The 22,853-nt window shown below is 35.1% G+C and carries 18 protein-coding genes; 4 read left to right on the plus strand and 14 right to left on the minus strand.

Annotation, left to right across the window (positions count from 1 at the left end; translation table 11 throughout):
* Position 1: 1 nt before the first annotated feature.
* Positions 2 to 1,483 (plus strand): HAMP domain-containing sensor histidine kinase, encoded by a 1,482-nt coding sequence (locus tag Q4503_RS03210; RefSeq protein ID WP_303601365.1) that lies wholly within the window; start codon positions 2 to 4, stop codon positions 1,481 to 1,483.
* 56 nt (positions 1,484 to 1,539) lie between these two features.
* Here the strand turns inward: Q4503_RS03210 and Q4503_RS03215 are convergent, their stop codons facing one another.
* The 13 genes from Q4503_RS03215 to Q4503_RS03275 form a co-directional block, all read right to left on the minus strand.
* Entirely contained in the window at positions 1,540 to 1,881 is a 342-nt protein-coding gene (locus tag Q4503_RS03215) for a YdbL family protein (protein WP_303601366.1), read from the minus strand.
* A gap of 9 nt (positions 1,882 to 1,890) precedes the next feature.
* Positions 1,891 to 2,073 (minus strand): YnbE family lipoprotein, encoded by a 183-nt coding sequence (locus Q4503_RS03220; RefSeq protein WP_159818498.1) that lies wholly within the window; start codon positions 2,071 to 2,073, stop codon positions 1,891 to 1,893.
* A gap of 2 nt (positions 2,074 to 2,075) precedes the next feature.
* Positions 2,076 to 4,745, minus strand: coding sequence for a YdbH domain-containing protein (locus tag Q4503_RS03225; protein WP_303601367.1), 2,670 nt, complete (start codon positions 4,743 to 4,745; stop codon positions 2,076 to 2,078).
* Between the two features lie 85 nt (positions 4,746 to 4,830).
* A complete protein-coding gene (gene feoB, locus Q4503_RS03230; protein WP_303601368.1) occupies positions 4,831 to 6,990 on the minus strand; it encodes a ferrous iron transport protein B in 2,160 nt (719 codons plus the stop codon).
* A gap of 75 nt (positions 6,991 to 7,065) precedes the next feature.
* Positions 7,066 to 7,290, minus strand: coding sequence for a FeoA family protein (locus Q4503_RS03235; RefSeq protein ID WP_215973265.1), 225 nt, complete (start codon positions 7,288 to 7,290; stop codon positions 7,066 to 7,068).
* A 281-nt stretch (positions 7,291 to 7,571) separates the two neighbouring features.
* Positions 7,572 to 9,893, minus strand: coding sequence for a DNA topoisomerase IV subunit A (gene parC / locus Q4503_RS03240; RefSeq protein WP_215973266.1), 2,322 nt, complete (start codon positions 9,891 to 9,893; stop codon positions 7,572 to 7,574).
* Positions 9,894 to 10,030: 137 nt separating this feature from the next.
* Positions 10,031 to 11,266: a GGDEF domain-containing protein gene (locus Q4503_RS03245; protein ID WP_303601369.1), complete on the minus strand. Its 1,236-nt coding sequence runs from the start codon at positions 11,264 to 11,266 to the stop codon at positions 10,031 to 10,033.
* Positions 11,266 to 13,200, minus strand: coding sequence for a GGDEF domain-containing protein (locus Q4503_RS03250; RefSeq protein WP_215973268.1), 1,935 nt, complete (start codon positions 13,198 to 13,200; stop codon positions 11,266 to 11,268). The genes Q4503_RS03245 and Q4503_RS03250 overlap by 1 nt, the downstream gene beginning before the upstream one ends.
* 268 nt (positions 13,201 to 13,468) lie before the next feature.
* Positions 13,469 to 15,364, minus strand: a complete 1,896-nt coding sequence (gene parE / locus Q4503_RS03255; protein ID WP_215973269.1) for a DNA topoisomerase IV subunit B — start codon at positions 15,362 to 15,364, stop codon at positions 13,469 to 13,471.
* A gap of 55 nt (positions 15,365 to 15,419) precedes the next feature.
* Positions 15,420 to 16,022: a YqiA/YcfP family alpha/beta fold hydrolase gene (locus Q4503_RS03260; protein WP_215973270.1), complete on the minus strand. Its 603-nt coding sequence runs from the start codon at positions 16,020 to 16,022 to the stop codon at positions 15,420 to 15,422.
* A 68-nt stretch (positions 16,023 to 16,090) separates the two neighbouring features.
* Positions 16,091 to 16,849: a metallophosphoesterase gene (locus Q4503_RS03265; RefSeq protein WP_303601370.1), complete on the minus strand. Its 759-nt coding sequence runs from the start codon at positions 16,847 to 16,849 to the stop codon at positions 16,091 to 16,093.
* 7 nt (positions 16,850 to 16,856) lie between these two features.
* Positions 16,857 to 17,348 carry a DUF1249 domain-containing protein gene (locus Q4503_RS03270; RefSeq protein WP_215973272.1) on the minus strand — a complete coding sequence of 164 codons (492 nt, stop codon included), beginning with the start codon at positions 17,346 to 17,348 and terminating at the stop codon, positions 16,857 to 16,859.
* A gap of 128 nt (positions 17,349 to 17,476) precedes the next feature.
* A complete protein-coding gene (locus Q4503_RS03275; RefSeq protein WP_215973273.1) occupies positions 17,477 to 18,112 on the minus strand; it encodes an NUDIX domain-containing protein in 636 nt (211 codons plus the stop codon).
* Positions 18,113 to 18,265: 153 nt separating this feature from the next.
* On the opposite strand from Q4503_RS03275, the gene tolC reads away from it, so the two are divergent.
* From tolC to Q4503_RS03290, 3 genes are all read left to right on the plus strand, one after another.
* Positions 18,266 to 19,612 (plus strand): outer membrane channel protein TolC, encoded by a 1,347-nt coding sequence (gene tolC, locus Q4503_RS03280; RefSeq protein ID WP_303601371.1) that lies wholly within the window; start codon positions 18,266 to 18,268, stop codon positions 19,610 to 19,612.
* Between the two features lie 228 nt (positions 19,613 to 19,840).
* Positions 19,841 to 20,779, plus strand: coding sequence for an LpxL/LpxP family Kdo(2)-lipid IV(A) lauroyl/palmitoleoyl acyltransferase (lpxL, locus tag Q4503_RS03285; RefSeq protein WP_215973275.1), 939 nt, complete (start codon positions 19,841 to 19,843; stop codon positions 20,777 to 20,779).
* A 126-nt stretch (positions 20,780 to 20,905) separates the two neighbouring features.
* A complete protein-coding gene (locus tag Q4503_RS03290; protein WP_303601372.1) occupies positions 20,906 to 21,538 on the plus strand; it encodes a TcpQ domain-containing protein in 633 nt (210 codons plus the stop codon).
* A gap of 105 nt (positions 21,539 to 21,643) precedes the next feature.
* On the opposite strand, the gene Q4503_RS03295 is transcribed toward Q4503_RS03290, so the two are convergent.
* Positions 21,644 to 22,684 carry an NAD-dependent epimerase/dehydratase family protein gene (locus Q4503_RS03295; RefSeq protein WP_215973277.1) on the minus strand — a complete coding sequence of 347 codons (1,041 nt, stop codon included), beginning with the start codon at positions 22,682 to 22,684 and terminating at the stop codon, positions 21,644 to 21,646.
* Between the last annotated feature and the right edge of the window lie 169 nt (positions 22,685 to 22,853).

Genomic DNA, 22,853 nt, shown 5'->3' on the forward strand with positions numbered 1-22,853 from the left:
CATGAAATTTTCACTTTATCAACGGCTAGCATTATCGGTGTGCTGTGCTTTCATTATCTTAGCATCTATGCTTTTTTATTGGAGCAACTCCTTAGCTGAACATTCAAAATTACAAGCAGAGCAAAAATTACATAGTCAACTTGCCGAACATTTAGCACATGATAATCCGCTATTACAAGATGGTGTCTATGATAAAGCGGCATTAAAAAACTTATTTCATACGCTAATGTTATTGGGTCCTTCATTTGAGTTTTACTTTCTCGACCCTGCTGGAAATATTATTACTTATTCAGCTGATGCTAACAAAATAAAGCGCCAGAAAATTAACTTAAGCCCCTTAGTTAACTTAATCTCGAACCCTGACATTATGCCTGTGCTAGGTGATGATCCTCGTCATTTAAATAAACAAAAAATATTCTCAGCCGCACCAATCTATCGTGGTGATAATTTACAAGGATATTTATATATTATTATAGGCGGAGAAATATACGACTCTATTTTTAGCCAAGTGAAAAGTGATGAACATTTACAGCAGTTTGGTGCAATTTTTATTGGTTCCTTATTACTGCTTCTACTTATTCTTTTAGCAGTATTTCGTTACTTCACAGCACCAATAAAACAACTAGCAAATGAGATGAAAGCCATTAACGAAGTTAAATTTGATCAATCTAAGGTTAAATTAACACATTGGAAAAAACCTCAAAGCAATGAAGTTCATATGCTTGGGTCAAGCTTTAATGCCATGGTTAATCAAATTAACCAACAACTATCACAACTTACTGAAAATGATCGTGTTAGAAGTGAGCTATTAGCCCATTTATCTCATGACTTGCGTACACCATTAGCGACTATGCAAGGATATATAGAAACAATAGTCATAAAGGGTGACAAATTAACAGAATCTGCTCGTGCTGATTATATGGCAACAGCTCAACGAAATGGTATGCAATTAAAACGCTTGATTGATCAAATCTTTGAATTAGCACATTTAGAAGATGGTCAAGTAACCGTGAGTCTTGAGACCTTTGCTGTTGGTGAATTACTACATGACATTATTGCTAAGTTCTCACTCAAAGCACAAGAGAAAGGTATTCGTTTAAGCCTGCAGCCGCAACAATGCCGTTTTGTAGTTTATTCTGATATCGCCAAACTTGAACGTATAATCACAAACTTATTGGAAAACGCGATAAGACATACTACAGAGAATGGAGAAGTTGCAATTATTGTTAATCAGTTAGCAGACAAAATAAAAATTGCAGTAACCGATAACGGCTCGGGCATTAGTAAAGAAGATATTGCCTATATTTTTGATGCTAGGTATCGAGCAAGTAATGCTATTGAAGATAATACAACGCATGCCGGCTTAGGCTTAGCCATTAGTCAAAAACTGAGCAAGATATTAAATTCTGAACTAGTTGTTGAGAGTGAATTAGGCCAAGGCAGCTGTTTTTCTTTGTCTTTACAGCAAGTACATCATTCATAATAAACGGCTAGCAATATCAGGGCAAAGGGACGCTAGCTCCCTTTGCCTTCCAAAACTTATTTTTTAATCCATTGTCCTGAAGTATTTTTTATAAAATGACCAGGCTTTGTTTTAGCTAATGCTTTCTTTCCCGCCAACGTCGTCACTTGCTCCATAGTAATTTTATTTTTACGTGCTAAATCCATATAAATTTGTTTACGTTTTTGATTAACACTATTAACTAAGCTTTTAGCTTCAGGGCTATTCACAACAACACCTAAATAACCATTAGACATTTCACCCACTAAACCTTGCTGCTTTGCTGCACCTAGCGATATAGCCCAAGCAGAGAAAGTGATTGTTGAAATAAAAAGAACACCACTTAATTTTTTTATTAATTTTTTCGTTACATTATTCATAATATCTCCCTAAAAAACATCGCTTTCATCACTAAAAATGTCATCTAATTCTTTATCTACTTTGACTTTTATTTCATGATCTATTTTTAAATTTAAATTTATAGTAATTGGCTCTTTTGCGCTAACTTCTACTTTATGTGTACAAGCACTCATAGTGAAAACAATGGATACTGCTATTAGTATTTTACGCATACTTACTCCTTATTTTTTTGTAAACCTTTGATAATTATTTCTTCAAAACGTTGTGTTATTGACAAGGATTCAAGCAAGCCTAACAAGTCGTAAGTTAAATTCAAATTCAAGTTTACATCGTTATCAATATCAGGATTTCGACCTTTTATTATTGTATCTAACTGCATATAACCATCATCTAACATTGAAACTGTAGAGGAAAGCTGATGATAATGCAGGTTTTGCAGTGCATCAAATGCTAATTGTAACTGACTATTATTAGCTTTTAACTCTGCTACTGCAGGATTGTTAATCACTTGTATTAAGCCATTACTAACATTGTATAGTTCGCCTGCTTCAATAATGAGTTTATCACCATCAAACATAACAGGAATTTGCCCTGAAATATCACCTGTAACAACAATACCTTGCTTTTTATCTAATGCCAACACTTGCGCTAAGTCTATACTATCTAGCTGAACATTAGCTGAATGCCCTTTGACAAAAGGCCAGTGCATATCAGGAACAAAAATGCTTCCGCTAAAAGCATCAGCTTTAAGATTGTTAACAGCAAGTTTGAAGTTATTATCACTAAACGACCAACGAGTATTAACAGAAAGATTTGAAATAGGCGTAAATGACTCAATTAACGCTATCGTTATATTCTCTTTATCATTAGCGTTTGTAGTTATATTTCCTGATTCTATGGTGAATTGTTGCTGCCAATTTAGGTCCTGTAGCCAAATACCATCAACTTCGCCACTAAGTGATTTAATACCTACATTGGCATCAAAGTGAGTTTGAGTAATATGATTTAAGTCTGGTAGTTGACCCGATACATTGTAGTTTAATGTCCCCTCAATAAGCTCAACACTAATAGGCAATTTAATATTTAATGAGAGTAAATCAGTCAGCGGTAAACCTGTTCCGATTACTTCTATTGCCGGCGATTGTACTGTGCCAGTAATAAAAATATTACCCAAATCCACACCATCAGCATTAGTACTGGTTTTAATACTTATATCATCCAAAGAGCCTTTTACCTCACTAAACAACTCAAAAGAGTTCACTTGTATGGCCTTAGGTACATTCATTTGTTTCGCTTTATTTAGAACGGATATATTCATATGAAGCTTATTATCTTCTAACAATGCCACATGTCCCTTCAGTTCTGTTGATAATGCTTTTACACTGAATAATGTTTGACTACCTTGTTCTGAGTTCCCTACCACCTTTATATTGTTAAGCTCGATCACAGAGTTTTCCGCTAAGTTTAGCCTTGCTTGATTATTTAGTGACTGCAATGACCCTGCCAAATGTATATTAATTGGCGTAGTTGTTAGCTTTGCTATACTAGGTATACTTATCAAGTTAACTTCACTATCAAGAACAAAATCTTCAACAGTAAATGCATTAAACCTTTCGGTGTTAGCCAAGGCTACTGCACTATTATCTAATACAACTTGATGTGTGACTTCATCATTACCCGCATTCATTTCTAGATAGCTAAGCTTTAGTTCATCTTTGATAAAGTTAACTACTGCATCGCCTTGGAGCTTAAGTGCTAATCGCGGTATTGGGTTATCTTTCATTACCGACATGATTATTGGAGAAACTTGAATTCTTTCGAGTAGCGCCAACAGCGATACTTGCTGATACTCCAACAGTAATTCATTTTGTTCTATAAATTGGAGAGTCAGTGCCTCATTATTGTTATTCGATGATGTATTATTATTCTTTTTAAAGGTTTCATTGTTTTTACTGTTCACCTCGTTGGAATCTAAATCAAACTGATTATTAAAATTAAGCTCCCCTGAGAGTTTAAATGCACCACTATCACCTATACCAGTAGCGGAGTTTAATACAAAGCCGGTAATATGATTTTCCATACTGAGCTTATCAGCTTGATACTTTATTAATGAACTAATACTTCCTGTGACTTCATGAGCATTTAAATCCTGTTGTAATCTAGTGCTGATCGGTAACCGGTGCTCACTAACAAATGTTTTTAATGGCTCTAACTCACTTGAAAACGTAATAGAAAAACCTGCTAACTCATGAACTAATGTAAGGTTCGCAAAGGCAATATTGTCTTGGTTTTTCAATGAAAATAACCAGGTATTATCTAGGCTTGAGATCTGAGCAATATAAGGTGATTGAGCTTTTTCTAAAGTCACCCCTTTTGCTATTGTAGTTTTATCTTGTGCAGTAAAAGGTAAATAAGAAATTTGTTCCACATTCAAGTTTAACGGCAATTGAAGTTGCTTAATCTGCTCGACATACGTTCTTAGTGTCGTCGATAATAAGTCGTTAATACTTTCATTAGTAGTACTTTCTTTCTTATTTAAAGAAACCTGATTGATATTTGAAAAAAAATGCTCTTTAGCGTTTATTTCAAGCAGATTCACATCAATATTAGTGATATTAAAAGGAGAGTACTGCCACTGAATAATGGTATCAACAATGTTTATATCCGCCTTTGGGCTTTGTAAACATAAATTATCCACAGCAATTGACAGATCACTTGTCAGACTAAATTCAAAACATGTAGCTTTTACGGGAACTAAACTAAATTGGTTTTGTGCGATGTTATTTATAATTGAAATGCGAGCATTATAAATACCGGCAAAAATGACAGTAACAATGATAAATAAGGAAACAAGCGTTATCGTAATCAACTTGAAAAATCGCACTTACGTTTCCTTACTCTAAATATCGCCTATTTAATTAATAAGAATACACTAATTAGTAATAAAAGGCTTTAAAATCAGTGATACGTTATGAATAACTCACCGAGACAGGGATCGTTAACACCTTACGTCCCTTATGTTTAAGCCAAAAATATATCCCAGTAAAACTCAGTAATACAGCAATAATATAGAGGCTGGCAATTAAAGGCGCAGCGAAAAAGTTTCCGACTTGAAAACATAAAGTTGCTATTAAATAAGCCAAGGTAAAACTCCACAGGCCGGCAAAACCTGCCCAACGGCTTCCAACTTCATTTTTTATTGCTCCCATTGCAGCAACACAGGGCGTATATAAAAGAATAAAGAGTAAATAACTAAATGCTCCTAACTGACCAACAAATGCAGCTTGCATTACTTGATAAGTACTTAACTCTACTCCTTGCTCTTGAGCAACAGCTTCTATATCCGTCAAGTCACCTACATTAATACCTAAAGGATCATCTGGCGCAATACCTAGCAGGTTTTCTTTAATACTGGCTGTTGCTGCTTGCCAACTCGCCTCAAAAGAAGGTTCACCTTTATCCGGCACATTTTGTGGGGAATATAAACTATTAAAGGTGGCAACAAGTACTTCTTTTGCGAAAATACCAGTAATAATACCAACGCCAGCTTGCCAATTTTCTTCTTCAATTCCCATAGGAGCTAATACGGGCATCACTACTTGTGCACTTCGGCTTAAAATAGATTGCTCGCTATCTTGATGACCAAAGCTACCATCAGTACCAATAGAGTTAAAAAAGGTTAATAAACACACAACAATAACAATTGTTTTACCAGCCCCAGTAACAAAACTATAAGTTCGTTGCCATACGCGTTTACTAATAGCACGAATATGCGGAACTTCGTATGGTGGTAGCTCCATAATATTAAGTGAACTGGTACCCGACAACACCGTTTTTTTCAGTAAAAAACCTGTAAAAATAGCAGCGGCGATACCAATTAAATATAAAAGAAATACCAAGTTTTGACCACTATCAGGGAAGAAAGCTGCGGCAAATAAAGCATAGACAGGCAAACGAGCCCCACATGACATAAAAGGGGACATCATAACCGTAGTGATACGCTCTCTTTCACTATCCAGCACTCTAGCCGACATCACTGCAGGGACAGTACAACCAAAGCCAACAATTAGTGGTACAAACGCTTTACCCGGCAAACCAATTTTTTGCATTACGCTATCAACCACAAAAGCAGCCCGCGCTAAATAGCCTGAATTTTCAAGTAAAGATAAACCAATAAATAAGCAAGCGATAACAGGAATAAAAGTAGCAACCGTTTGCATACCACTTCCCACCCCTTCAATGATAGTTAAAATCCATGGCGGTAAATTTAAAGGCTCAAGGAGATGGAGCGGGTAAGTAACAAAAACGGTACCACTAAGAATATCAAAAAAATCAATAAACGCACTTCCTACATTAATAGCAAACATAAAAAGTAAATACATCATACCTAAAAATATTGGTACACCAGTAAGTGGATGTAATGCAACATTATCTAAGTAATCAGAAAAGCTTGCGCCACCACCAGTTACACTAACTCTAGCGATGATATCAGATGCAAAATCTTGCCTCGCCTGAATTGATGATAAACTTTCTGGTTGAAGACTTTCTTGACTTGGTGCTGATTTTTCTTGTGTAGAGCAAACAAGTAGTTTTCTTTCTATAATATCAAATGTGCTTTTATTTTGAGCGCTTACAGCAACAACAGGACAGCCTAATTCTTCACTTAACTTATCAATATCAACCCAAGCATGCTTTTTTCTATCGGTTTTATTTAATACAAGCATCATGGGTATACCCAATTCAAGCAATTGGGTAGTAAGGTACAGCTGTCGGCTTAATTGATTAATATCAACAACATTAATAATGCAATCGATATCTTTTTGCTGAATAAATTGCTGTGAGATAGATAAATCTTTACCTTGTTCGCCACGTTGAGAAAGTGAACTTAAACCAGGTAAATCAGAAAGGTAAGCATCAACATTATTTAATTGTAGTGAGGCTTTTTTAGCAGATACTGTAATACCAGAAAAATTACCAACGTTTTGCTTAGACGATTTATTATGGCGAGATGTTAAAAGGTTAAATAACGTACTTTTACCTGAATTAGCAAAACCAACCAAAGCGTAATGTAGATCTTTAGAGGGTGATACCTCCTCGGAACAGGATGAAGAATTAGAACAACAACTCATGAAAAAAAACTCATATAAGATTTACTGAAAACAGTTTTATTTAAAACTGATAACCCTAAGTTTAATTAGATAGACTTAAACGGCAGTAACTTGAATTTGTGCAGCTACAGAACGTTGAATACATATTTTGGTGTTGTGTAAACGATAAGCTAATGGGCCATTAAAAGGTGCTTTATGAGCTAAAGCCACTTCAGTTCGTAACGTAAAACCTTGCTCTAAAAGTTGAGCGGATAATGTTTCATCAAGTGGGAGTGCACTAATTTTAACTACTTGGTTTCTTGCTACATCAACTAAAGTCATTGGTTATGCCTTATAGCTACACTTATCACACAAACTATAAAATAAAGTGATCAGTAAGGTAAAAATGGAATATTCTCTGCTTTTAGATATGCGTTAAGCACAGTGAAAATATCTAAAACTAAACTTAAGATTAAGGTTAATGAGAATTACTATTGTTAAAATGATACTCCTAAATCAGAGATTAAACAATGAAAACAATTGTTATTTACACTTTAGTTAATTGCGCTTAAATAAAGCTTTTAAGAGAGATCCTCCCCCCTTAAAAGCTTTATTTACTATGGCTATTCTGTTGGTGTGCTATCGTTATTATTATCAGGCTCTAACGCTGATTCTTGTACAAGATTAGCATTAACAGGTTCAATTTCTACATAATCAACTCGTTGTAAACCTCGTGGCAGCTTATTACCTCGACGCCCTCTTTCACCACGATAATGATCAATATCAATTGATTTTAAAGTTAACTTACGACGACCAGCATGAATTGTTACCGAAGCGCCATCTGGCACTATTGCCAATACCGTTACAAACTCTTCTCTAGATTTTGCTCTAGCAGTTGGAATATTTATAATTTTATTCCCCTTACCTTTACTCAGTATCGGTAGATTTTGTACAGGAAAGACTAACATTCGTCCTTCGGTTGTAATAGCAAGACATGAATCACTATCAATATTTTCAATTAATTGTGGTGCTAATACTTTTGCCGCTTGCGGTAAGGAGATCATCGCTTTACCATTTTTATTACGACTAATCATATCACTAAAGCTACTAACAAAACCGTAACCAGCATCACTCACTAATAAATATTTAGCGTCATCTTCAGCCATAACACAATGAACGAAGTTTTCGCCTGCCGCCAAACTAAACCGTCCAGTTAGTGGTTCACCTTGGCTTCGCGCTGTCGGTAATGTATGAGCATCCGTAGTAAAAGCTCGTCCTGACGAGTCAATAAAGGCAACAGGTCGATTACTCCGTCCCTTAGCTGAACATAAATAAGAATCACCCGATTTATAACTTAACGCAGTAGCATCTATGTCATGGCCTTTGGCACAACGAGCCCAACCTTTATCTGACACAACAACAGTTACAGCTTCACTTGGCACAAGATCTTTCTCAGTTAATGCTTTTGATTCACTGCGCTCTACTAATTTAGAACGGCGATCATCACCATATTCTTTAGACGCGGCTAATATTTCTTTTTTCATTAACGTATTCATACGTGCTTTTGAGTTAAGAATTTTTTCTAAATAATCTTGCTCTTTACGTAACTCGTCTTGCTCTGCACGAATTTTTACTTCTTCTAATTTAGCTAATTGTCTTAATTTAATTTCTAAAATAGCATGTGCTTGTATTTCAGATAGCGCAAAGCGTGACATTAATTCTGCTTTGGGATCATCATAACCACGGATGATCTCAATCACTTCATCAATATTCAAATAAGCAACGAGTAAGCCATCTAAGATATGTAACCGTGCAAGTACTTTGTCTAAACGGTATTGTAAGCGTCGGCGTACTGTTTCCCGGCGATACTCAAGCCACTCAGATAATATTTCCCTTAGGTTTTTAACTGCTGGACGGTTATCTAAGCCAATCATGTTGATATTAACACGATAACTTTTTTCTAAATCTGTGCTGGCAAATAGGTGCTGCATTAATTGTTCAATATCAACTCGGTTTGAGCGAGGAACAATAACCAAACGAACAGGATTTTCATGATCAGACTCATCACGAAGATCAATAACCATAGGCAATTTCTTCGCCGTCATTTGTCCTGCTATTTGTTCTAATATTTTGCCGCCTGATGCTTGGTGAGGTAAAGCTGTAATAACAACTTCTCCATGCTCAATATCATAAACGGCTCGCATTTTGATACTACCTCGCCCAGTTTGATATATTTTTTCAATATCAGCCTTAGGTGTTATGATTTCAGCATCTGTCGGGTAATCAGGGCCTTTAACAAAGGTTAATAAATCTGAGACTTCAGCTTTAGGCTCATCAATTAAATGCACACAAGCATCCGCTATTTCACGTACATTATGCGGTGGAATATCTGTCGCCATACCAACGGCAATACCTGTTATACCGTTAAGCATAATATGTGGTAAACGAGCAGGCAAAGTTTTAGGCTCTTCCATAGTGCCATCAAAGTTTGGCACCCAGTCAACCGTTCCTTGCCCTAATTCAGCCAGTAAAATTTCACTAAAGCGTGATAAACGAGATTCTGTATAACGCATTGCCGCGAATGATTTAGGATCATCTGGCGCCCCCCAGTTCCCTTGACCATCAACCAACGGATAACGATAAGAAAATGGTTGGGCCATTAACACCATAGCTTCATAGCAGGCGCTATCACCATGCGGGTGAAATTTACCTAGTACATCACCAACAGTACGCGCAGATTTTTTATACTTTGCCGTCGCCGATAAACCAAGCTCTGACATCGCATAAACAATACGACGTTGTACTGGCTTTAAGCCATCACCGATATGCGGTAAGGCTCTATCCATAATAACGTACATTGAGTAGTTTAAATAAGCTTCTTCTGTAAAACGTCGTAGAGGAACTTGTTCTACCCCGTCTGGACTATATTCGAGCACATCAGACATGAAATGATTTTCCTATTCCCATAAACATTAGTATCGCAAAAGTTAATGCGATTAATTTCTCTTGTAACAATTAATAAACGCCAATATTAACTACAGCTTATATGATTTTGATAGCCAAGTGAATTCAAATAGTTAGTCTAATTGTTAGAACGCCTTTCTCTGTCCCTAACAATAGCTTCATAACTAACCATTTGGTTTCTTCCTTCGGCTTTTGCTTGATACATAGCTAAATCAGCTGCATGTAAAATATCATCAAATTCAGGGTTAGTATCTTTCAGATTAGCCACACCGATACTTACCGTTATATTCTCGTTAACGCCTAGTTCATTAAAATTATATTGTGCTATTTTCTCTATTACACGCATAGCAATTGCTTTGGCATGATCAAGATTAGTATTAGGTAAAAGAGAAACAAACTCTTCTCCCCCTAAACGAGAAAAAACGTCTCGGGCTCTCATGGTTTCACTTACAAGGCTGGCTATTTTTTCTAACACTAAATCGCCAACAGAGTGACCATATTTATCATTTATCAATTTAAAATGATCAATATCTAACAGTAATACACTCAGCTCTAAACCTTGCTCTTTGGTGTCTTGAACTAGTTTATGCCCCTGATTAAATAGCTCGGTTCTATTCAATAAGCCGGTAAGACTGTCTGTTTTCGCTAATACTAACAGTTTCTTTCTAACTTTAAGTTTCCTTAACAGTAATAAAATAAACAATAAAATAGCACAAAAAATGAACAAAAATCGTCTTTGTTGATCTTCTTGCTGGGCATGTACATCGGCAATACGCAATTCTTTTAACTTGTTTTGATTTGCCAGTAATTTATTTTCTGATATTTTTTGTGCAACTTCAGAGTTCTCAGTTAATTTCTCAATATTTTTTTGGCGTGTCTTATCGCGATACTCGTTATATTTATCGACAAAAATCTTCTTGTTTTTATAAGCATTATCATAATCTTTAACTTCAGCGTAGCTATCAGCGAGAACCAAATAAGCGTTTGCAAAGAGCGGGCGAATTAACTGCTCTTTAGTAATATATTTTGATAATAATTTAGCTTGTTCTATTAACAAAATCGCCTCGTTATGTTGCTGAGCTTGTTGCTTTACCTTTGCTTTAATCAATAAAATCAAATACTGTTCAGCATAGTTAACAGCACTATTTAATATTGATATATCATTCAATAAAGCACTTACATTCTCCGGTAAAGGGACGGATTGTTCAGCTAAATCGACAATATCCTTACGAAGTTTAAACTCTTTAGCTGGTATCACTTTATTATGCTCACCTGGTAAGCCTTCTGCCGCCACAGCAGCATTTAACAAAATAGATGCAATAAAAAATAAGAACAGAGCCCAACGCATAATCATTAGCTACACACCCTATTTCGGCCTTGCTCTTTTGCCTGATAAAGTAGCTCGTCCGCTTTTTTAATTAAGGTGGAGAGATCAGTCGACTCGCCATTAGTAAAGTCGATACTATTAGCGACACCAATACTAATAGTGACATGCAATGATTCCGGTAATGAACCATTACTATCCCAAATATATGCTTCAACAGCGACCCGAAAACGTTCGGCAATAATATTAGCTTGAGATTTAGACGTATTTGGTAAAAGTGCAACGAATTCCTCGCCACCAAAACGACCAAAAACATCTGTTTTGCGCATTAATGCTTTGCCAAGTTCTACCACTTTTTTCAGCACTAGGTCGCCACACTCATGACCAAATTGATCATTTATCTTTTTAAAATAATCAATATCAATCATTAGCGCGCTAAATTCTGTATTGCTGGTTTTCGATTGTTGAAATAGTTTTTTACCTTTCTTCATCAATTCACGGCGATTTGAAATACCTGTAAGCATATCAATACTCGATACTTGATATAACCTATGTTGACCTTGTACTAACTTAACTAATAACCATGCAAATATTAAGGCAACAACGGCGATATAAAGTAAATAAAGCTTCTGTCTTTTCTGCTTTTGCTCTGCTTCTAACAACGATATTTGTTGCAAGGCCTGTTTATTTTCTAATACTTTTTTGTGTAGGTCCGCCTCTTTAGCTTCAAGCGCTAAGCGTACTGCTGCAATTGACTGTGTCTCTTTTTCATCACGTAATAACCGAGTTAGCACTAAGCGGTGTTCTTGTAACTCATAAGCTTTTTGATAATCACCTAATTCAAAATATGTTTTAGATTGTAAATCAACAATATTGATACGTGTTTGAATTTTTAAGTGACCTAACGGCATTTGACTTACTAAAATTTTATCAATTCGATTAATACTATCAATAACTTCATTAAAGCGTTTAAGTTCAAACAATATAAAAGCTTCATCAACATAATATTGTAATTCAATATCATATTGTTCAATATTCCCTATATACTGCTTAGACAGTAATAAATATTGATAACTTGCTTCAGGGTTAGGATTATTTTTCTTTAAATTAGCCCATGATAATCCCAAATAAGCGCTGTACATAATTTTATTAACTTCAGCACTATCTGGTTCATTAATAATGGTTTCATAGGCAATTATCGCTTGTTCATACTCATTTTCAGAAACATGATTCATACCAATATTCACTAACGCGTTCAGTGATAATATTGCTTGATTAGAACGTTTATAATGTTCGTAAGACTGCTGATAATAAACCATTGCTTGCTTATTTCTATTTAGGTGAGTATATAAAGTACCTAACTCAAAATTCACAGCTCCCTTGAGCTTTTCGTCATCGGTTTGCTTAGCAATACTGTAAGCATCATTTAAGACGAGTAACGAATTTTCATATCGATCAGTTAAATAATATATTCCCCCTAATTTCATCAACCCCGTTGAGATTAAAACATTATCATGCAGTGATTTAGCTAATGCTAAACCACTTTCATAATCTTTAGCCGCCAGCTCAGTTTCACCAATATTTTCATAGGCTAAACCGCGGTTATAAAGTAATTCAGAAATTAATAAACTAGGGCTAGAAAGTTGTAAGGTTAGTGATAGGCCGTCGGTGGCACTTTGTTTTGCTAAATGAAACTTCCCTTGCAAAATATAAATATCAGTCAACAAGTGCTGATAGGTAATTTGTTGCTCTAAAGGTAATTTACCAATTAATTTAGCATATTTTTCTAATTCAAATTTCGCTAAAGGTATATTGTTATCAATTAATTGTTCTATTTTTATTGCGGCTTCATCAAAGCCAACAACACTATCTTCTTTCTTTGGTATAGCTACAGCTAAGCTCGTTGCAATATACACAAAAGAAAATAGTAAAATCAAACACTGTGAAATACGCTTAAATAACAATACAATTGGCCTATAAACGTGATAATTATCAAACTAGTATAAAGTGAATTTTTTAAACAAATGCTATTCAAGCTAAACGAAGTTAAATTTAATATTTAATAACATCAACTTCGAGTAACATCGATATATTTATTTACACAAAAGATCATTGGCATTGAAGAGTATAAGTTGCCATAAATTATCGCTTAAAAATAGTAAGAAAATAGCATAAACACTTATTATTAATTACAGGTTTATGTACTAAATTTGTCAATTTATGGCTAAAACATTATTGTACTACAGCCATATCGCCTTTAGTTTGGAGCCATTCTTTACGATCTCCTGAGCGTTTTTTGGATAGAAGCATGTCCATCATTTCAATGGTTTCGCTGTGTTCTTCATCTAACGCAGTCAGTTGTACTAAACGACGAGTATTGGCATCCATCGTCGTTTCTCTAAGCTGAAGAGGATTCATTTCACCCAAACCTTTAAAGCGTTGTACGTTAACTTTACCACGCTTTTTCTCTGCAGCTATTCGATCAAGAATACTATCTTTTTCCGCTTCATCTAGGGCATAAAATACTTCTTTCCCAACATCAATACGATACAAGGGCGGCATAGCAACATAAACATGTCCGGCTTGTACTAAAGGTAAAAAGTGTTGTGTAAATAAGGCACAAAGCAATGTCGCTATATGAAGTCCATCCGAGTCAGCATCGGCCAAGATACACACTTTACCGTAGCGTAATTCTGATAAGTCATTACTATCAGGGTCAATTCCTAAAGCAACAGAAATATCATGTACTTCTTGTGAAGCAAGAATTTGCCCAGATTCTACTTCCCAAGTATTAAGAATTTTCCCTCGCAATGGCATTATCGCTTGTGTTTCACGGTCACGTGCTTGCTTGGCACTACCACCAGCAGAGTCACCTTCAACTAAAAATAATTCCGTACGAGATAAATCTTGGCTACCACAATCAGTTAACTTGCCTGGTAGCGCAGGACCTTGTGTTATTTTTTTACGCACTACTTTTTTACTAGCACGCATACGTTTTTGGGCGTTACTAATACAAAATTCAGCTAACGATTCAGCTATATCGGTATGTTCATTTAACCATAAGCTAAAAGCGTCTTTTACAACGCCAGTTACAAAGCCTGCACATTGACGAGAAGATAAACGCTCTTTAGTTTGACCTGCAAATTGCGGATCTTGCATTTTTATGGATAAAATATAACTACATTTATCCCAAATATCGTCAGGCGTAAGTTTGATACCACGCGGAATTAAATTACGAAACTCGCAAAATTCACGCATAGATTCTAATAAACCTTGGCGCAAACCATTAACATGTGTACCACCAGCGACTGTTGGGATTAAGTTTACATAACTTTCGCCAACACTTTCACCACCTTCAGGTAACCAAGTTACAGCCCAGTTTGCTGCTTCGGTTTGCGTAGTAAAGTCACCCACAAAAGGCTGTTCAGGTAAGCTTTCATAGCCTTTAACTGATTCTTTTAGGTAGTCAGTTAATCCGTCTTCATAACACCATTCATGCTTTTTATTTTCAATTTTATCATGAAACTTAATCGTTAAGCCTGGGCATAATACTGCTTTAGCTTTTAATAAGTGTGTTAATTTTAATACCGAAAATTTTGCTGAATCGAAGTATTTAGGATCAGGCCAAAACTTAACACGCGTTCCGGTATTACGTTTTCCTACTGTACCTGTTTCAGCTAGCTCTTCAACTTTATAACCATTCTCAAACGCCATTTCATAAACTTTACTGTCGCGCCTAATCGTTACATCAACCCGGGTTGATAAAGCATTAACAACCGAAATACCTACACCATGTAAACCACCAGAAAATTGGTAGTTTTTATTGGAAAATTTTCCACCTGCATGTAATTTACAAAAAATAAGCTCAACACCTGATACCCCTTCTTCAGGGTGAATATCTATTGGCATACCTCGACCGTCATCAGTTATTTCAAGTGACTGATCGGTATCTAAAATAACACTAATATTTTGAGCGTGCCCAGCGAGAGCTTCATCCACTGAGTTATCAATAACTTCTTGACCCAAGTGATTAGGACGCGTGGTATCAGTATACATTCCAGGGCGGTGGCGTACAGGATCTAAGCCGCTAAGTACTTCAATGGAATCTGAATTATATTGGTCGGTCATGGTTTATTTTCTATCTATGTAAGTATATGTATCGTTTTTATTTTCCCAACTTGGCTTATAGTTGAAAAAATTCTGCAATCATTGGAAGTTTTTTATCAAATCCAACAAAACTATGATTACCGCCCTGTTCAATGATAAGACGGCTATATTTAAATTTCTCAACTGCTTGTTGATAATCTAACACTTCATCACCTGTTTGTACCATAATTAGGTAATTATTTTTTTTCTCATCACTATCCATTGGAGCACTTTGTTCAATCGCTTTAAGATCAAGCATATGTTGCTCTGTTACTTGATAAACTGTATTGGTATAAGGGTTTATTTGTTCACCAATATAGTGCTCTAATAAACTATAAGGCTTAATTGCTGGATTGATCAATACCGCAGAAAGTTGATATTTATTTGCTAAATAATGAGAGAAGTAACCACCTAATGATGAGCCGATTAAAAACCAAGTGCTATTATTTACACCCATTAAGCTATCTGATTTAAGAATGTGCTCTAACTGCAACAATACTTCCGTAGGTGAATTAGCTAACTGAGGACAAATAAAATTAATATCTGGAAAATTATCCTGAAAATACTGGCGAGCTTGCTCCGCTTTTGATGAATAAGGAGATGAATTAAAACCATGTAGATAAAGAATATTTTTTTTCATATTGTTATATATTTCATCCTAAATAATATTTCCCTATCTTCAATAGTCTTTTATATAAAAAAGCTATATTAAAACACAATAATTTCACGACTCATTGTACCATCTCTTTCAAGATAAAGGAGTTGATAACTTGGTAAAATAGAGCCTATTTCTTCTTTTGTATCACCAAACTGCACAGAAGTTGCCGGGCAAGTATAGACATCAACATTTTGTTTAGATAAATGCACTCCTCGATGAACATGTCCACATGCAATCCCTTTAATTTTAGCGTTTTTTTCATTTAACTCTGCAATTTTATTCCAAAAATCCTCTTGTGCTAATAATCCATGCTTATCAATATAGTAGCCGACATCAATAGGATGGTGGTGCATCATTAACAATTGAAATTTAGTACGATCCATTTGCTGCGATACTCTTTGTAATTTTTGTGCGGAAATTAAGCCTGACGGTGTATCACTTTTACTATCTAATAATTGTATTTGCCAAAAATCATTATCAAGTGTTTTATTGGTTTGAAAAGTAGGCGCTATTAAATGTTGCGTCAATAAATCACGATCATCATGGTTACCCGCTAAGAAATATACCGGCATAGAGAATTTTGCTTGCTTAACAGCATGCACAAAATGTTGATAAGAATTTTCACTATGATCTTGAGTAAGGTCACCAGTAAAAACAATACTATCAATATTTGTTCGTTGAGCAATATCAGTTAATACTCGACTCAAATTTTGCCAAACATTGGCACCTAGATGCTTAGCTTGCTTATCGGAAAATAAATGACAATCACTAAATTGAGCGATAATAAAAGTTTTTTTTGAATTGTTCATGTGTTTATTATCCGTTCGTTTTTAGCGCTAAATGAACCTGACCATGCTCTAGACAAAGATGTAACCACTCGTTTAAAAATTGATTGATTTGTTGTTTTTCATCTTGTTGATGCATATCTTTATTTGGGTAATCATAACGAGGTTGCACTTGAAAAACATCTTGATTACTAATGACTTCAGCCATACGAGCATCGTGGTATAAACGAATACTCATACGAGGTTGAAGCGACTGAGTATATGTTTTACTTTTATTGGCCGTTTGAGTAAACATTTTTTGTTCAAATGTAATCAGTGATGTATAGCGAGTGACTTCATTCACCGTAACCACATAAGTAAGATGCTCATTAATAAAAAAATGGCGTTGTTGATTAAGTGCTGTTTGATCAGCTTGTACTTTCAATAATAAAAAATAATTGTTAGCACACAAGGTCATCAAGCTAACTAAGTTAGGTTGATACCTTGTTCTTCTATTTACTGTGCTATTTGGGAAAAAACTCACTAATATCCTATGCTGGGCTATGCTGTTGTATTTTTTATACAGTTAGTTGTACTGCGTGTACTATATGTATGTCATTTATTAAAACCGAGGAATAGTTGATCTTGAAGCATATGCCTCATAAATTCAACCTACAGGTTGGGATAATTCATCGCTAACCATTGCAAACCAATAATGGTGGATGCGTTAATAATTTTTCCCTCTTTTAATAGTGCTAAAGCCTCTGTCCGCGAAATAATATGAAGTAATATATCTTCGTTTTCATCATCTAAACCATAAATACTACCCGGTGATACTTTATTGCTATCGAACTTAGCCCAATATAGATGAATACATTCACTCATTCCGCCAGGGCTCGAAAGGTATTTCATTATAGGCCTCACAGCGCTAGCTTCTAAGCTAATACCCGCTTCTTCTTTCGTTTCCCGTATCGCCACATCAATTGGGTCCTCGTCACTTTCAAACATCCCAGCGACAAACTCAAGTAACCAAGGAGTTTGTTCTGTACGTAATGCACCTGCTCTAAATTGTTCTAAAAATAATAAATTATCTTCGATAGCATCATAAAGCATCACTACAACTGCATCACCACGTTCAAATACTTCACGTGTAATGCTTTCACTGAATTTTTGTGAAAACAGTTTATGCTTAAGCTGATATTCATCTACTTTAAAAAAACCTTGATACTTAGTATTAATTGCTGCTATTGATACGTCATTTTGGTTATATTGCAACATAGGTATTGATTTACTTTGATTATCTTGCATAAACACTCTCTTTTTAATCATAATTTGTTACACTATCAATTATTGATTTTATTTGGTTAGTTTTAAAACCCCTGTAACATAATCTTGTATATATAACGATATTTCATTATATCACTATAAACGGGAACTCATATCCCAAGGAAAGCTCGACTCATGAAAAAAACTTTAAGTACAATAATTATAGCTCTTGTAGGTTCAATTACAGCAACTAATACTCAAGCCGAAGACTTATTATCGGTTTATCAACAAGCTTTATTAAACGACACCGTTGTTTTAAAAGCTCGAGCTCAATTTGAAATAGTCAAAGAAGATATCACACTGGCACGTTCAGTATTATTACCACAAATTTATGCCTATGCTAATTATACTGATGGTGAAACAGAAAGTTATAATTACAGTATTAATGATATATTAACTTCTGAGTATAATACTTTAGGTTATGGTGCTCAATTAAACATGGAGCTTTATCACCATGATAGCTGGCTAAGTTTAGATACTGCAGAAAAAGCAGCCCATCGTAGTGATTTAACTTATCAAGTAGCAAAACAAGATTTAATTGTACGTGTTGCACAAGCTTACTTTTCTTTATTAAGCACTAAAGATGATTTGGTTTTTGCTCAAGCAGAAAAAGCGGCTATTGCTCGACAACTTGAACAAACTAAACAACGATTTTCTGTTGGTTTAACTGCAATTACTGATGTACACGAAGCACAAGCCCAATATGATACAGCAGTAACTGAAGTCATTCGCGCTGAAAATGCAATATTTAGTGCTGAAGAAGAATTACGTGTAATCACTAATACTTACCCTAAAGCCATAAACACATTAAATACTGAACGTTTCAGTACTTCATTACCTACCCCAAATAGCGCTGATGCATGGCAAAAGACAGCGGAAGCAAAAAATTTAGAGTTAATCGCTTCACAAGTTGGTGTTGAAATTGCGAAACAATCTATTAATTCTGCCAGAGCAGGCCATTACCCAACATTAGATCTTGATGCTAGTTACAGTACTAGCGACAGTGAAACAACAGCAAATTCGGTGAATTTAAGCACACCAGCGACAGACAATTACTCTATTGGTTTAACGCTTAATGTACCTATTTATTCAGGTGGCGCGATAGAAAGTAGTGTGCGTAAAGCACAAAATAATTTTGTATTGGCTAGCCAAGATTTAATGCAAACACACCGTTCTGTCGTTCGTACTACTCGTAATGCATACAATACAGTAATAGCCAGTATTTCTAGTATTAAAGCGTTTGAACAATCAGTACTAAGTGCGACAAAAGCGCTAGAAGCAACCGAAGCAGGTTTTGAAGTCGGTACTCGTACTATTGTAGATGTATTAGATAGCACACGTAATCTATATAATGCAAAACGTAACTTATCTTCTACACGTTATGCATATATCCAAAATATATTATTATTAAAACGTGCTGGCGGTACTATTACCGATGAAGACATTACAGCTATTAATACAGGATTAATGGCTGCAAAGTAATATTCAACAATAAAGTAACTAAGGGGACCTATTTAATACGTCCCCTTTTTTATAATAAAAGCACCTTAATTACTAATACCGTTTTACTTAAAATACATTGAACAATTAGATTACAACTAAAAGTAACCGCACTTTTAATAAAACCGTCAGTTCTTCTTTCACATAACTGCCGTTAATCGATATAATCAACATCAAATAATCTCCTTAATCCTATCAAGAGAAAACACTGTGAGTAAAAATAAAGTTTTACAGCCTGATTTTAAACTAGCCTTTTTATTGCCTAAATACTGGTTAACTTGGCTAGGGGTTTTTATTCTTTATAGTATTTCCTGGCTCCCTTACAAGTGGCAATTAGGCTTAGGTCGAATGCTAGGACGTCTACTTTATAAAATAGGATCCAAAAGAAAACATATTGCGGATGTTAACTTAAAGTTGTGCTTTCCAGAAATGAGCGAGCAAGAAAGAGAAGTAATATTAAAGAAAAACTTCGAAAACACGGGCATTGCATTATTTGAGACTGGCATGGGTTGGTGGTGGCCGGATTGGCGTATTAAACGAAAGTTTAATGTGATTGGATTAGAGCATATAGAAAAAGCACAAAGTGAAGGTAAAGGCATTCTGCTGCTTGCAATGCATTACTTAAGTGTAGAAATCAATGCTCGTGGAATAGGCTATGGACACCCAATGGTAGTGTTTTATCGACCACATAATAATCCTTTAATGGAGTTTTTCCAATTTCGTGGACGTGGGCGTTCAAATAAATATATGTTGGGTAAAAAAGATGTTAAAGGCCTTATAAAAGCGTTGAAAGATAAAGAAGCTTGTATTTACCTACCCGATCAAGATTACGGTAGAAACCGTAGCTTGTTTGTACCCTTTTTTGGCGTTAAAAAAACCGCGACAACAACAGGTACATTAATTTTTGCTCGACAAAAAAATGTTGAAACAATGATGATTGTTCCCATTAGAAATGAAGATGACAGTGGCTATACTTTAACAATTTCACCACCATTCGATAACTTTCCAAGTAAAGATGACGAAGCTGATTTAATTCGTGTAAACCAAGAATTAGAAAAAGCGATATCTCAAAGACCAGAACAGTATATGTGGTTGCATCGACGATTTAAAACTCGCCCAAATCCAGATGAACCTTCTTTTTACAAATAACTCTTACTACAAGTAATGAATAATCAATGACACTATATACGATTATTCTTTGATAATTTTTTAACTATTTTGTATGGTATAGCCTTATATTATATTTAACATTATAGCAATTGGAAGTGTACCTATATGGGGTTTTGGATTCGAAGTGCTATTATTGCAGCTATCTTAATTGGGCTTGCTATTGCTTTTTTTCTCAATAAGGATTTACTGCTTTCGTCAAATCAAGATGATGCACAATCATTAACAGCTGAAGCTAGTGACGCGATAAAAAAGCAACTAAAATCTAAAAGGCCAAATGCTGCAGCGGAAGGACTATCTAATTTTTATGCTAAAGTGTATGGCGATAAAGAAGACAGAAAAATAGTAAATAATGTTATCTTTTTGCCTGAGCCCGAAGGTGATTTAGTTAAAATATTACAAGCTAAACAGATAAGTACCCGTTCTTACCCTAGAAACTGGCGTGGCACTGAAGAAAATCGTCCTTTTAGAAAAGGGGAAACACTTTATCAAAAACTTTCTGAATATTCATCGATCGAAGGCTTAGATATTATGTGGCGTCTCAACAAAGATTTTATTATAAAGCACCCTTTTCGTATTGATAACGACATCATAAATACAGCAAAGAAAATAGGTAATACCATATCTGGGCATTTTCCTGAAGGTATTAATAGCTATTTTTGTTATCGCCAGCGAACTTTAGTGTTTGTTAATGAGTCTATGGAATACCTGAATGATGAATGTCTTCACTTAAAAAACTAGTAGCAAGTTATATAAATACCATTTATATAACTGATAAAAAAGGGATTAACTTAGTAATCCCTTTTTTGGTTGTCAATGTAGCCAAACGTTAACTAAAGAGTGACTTTACTTATTCAACAAGAATTCAATATACCAAGGCATTGCTTTATCAATGCCTTGTTGAATTTTAAATTCAGGCTCAAAACCTATCATTGATTTTGCTTTTGAAATATCAGCCTGCGAATGACGCACATCACCCGCCCTAAAATCACGATATACTGGTGACTTTAGATATTTGACTCCATTAGTTTGTAACGCACTCTTTAAACTGTCAAATAAGGTGTTTAACGTGGTTCTATCACCTAAAGCAACGTTATAAACTTGGTTTTTGCCACTGTCAGGTGCTGTTGCCGCTAAAATATTTGCCTGTACTGCATTTTCGATAAAACAAAAATCTCGGCTTGTTTCACCATCGCCGTTAACTTGAACGTCTTGATTTTCAATCATAGCAGCAGTCCATTTAGGAATAACAGCTGCGTAAGCTCCATCCGGATCTTGTCGTTTCCCAAAAACATTAAAGTAACGTAACCCCGTAGCATTGAGTCCGTAAGTTTTGTTAAAAACATCCGCATAGAGTTCATTTACATACTTAGTAACAGCATAAGGTGATAATGGTTTACCAATATTTTCTTCTATTTTGGGTAATGCAGGATGATCACCATAAGTTGAACTAGAAGCTGCATAAACAAAGCTACTCACCATAGCTTCTTTAGCTGCAACTAACATATTTAAAAAGCCTGTAATATTAGCTGAGTTAGTTAAAATAGGGTCAGCAATAGAACGTGGTACAGATCCTAATGCGGCTTGGTGAAGAATATAATCAACTTTTTTATCAATGGTACCAACAGCTTTTTTACAATCATCAAGACTACGTATATCACCTTCAATAAAGGTAAAGTTTTGCCATTGCTCAGCAGAAACTTGTCCTTTAACTTCGTCTAAATTATGTTGGTGCCCTGTAGCAAAATTATCTAACCCTACTACCTTCTGATTTAATAGTAATAAAGTTTCTAATAAGTTAGAGCCGATAAAGCCTGCACAACCAGTGACTAACCATGTTTTAGGTGCAGATGTTAATTGTATTTTTATTTCTTGATAACGAGTCATAAAGTAAACCTGAAATTAATAAAGTTGATTGTTAAATTTCGCATTAAACACATACGAAATGACGAAAATAAGATGGTAAAGACGTGATTATTATTCAGTAAGTTTAATGTACAACACCTTTATTCTGCACTTGATTCAGGATCTTATTATTCATATTATTCATCTTTAA

The organism is Colwellia sp. 6_MG-2023, from assembly GCF_030547765.1.
Classification (GTDB): Bacteria; Pseudomonadota; Gammaproteobacteria; order Enterobacterales; family Alteromonadaceae; genus Colwellia.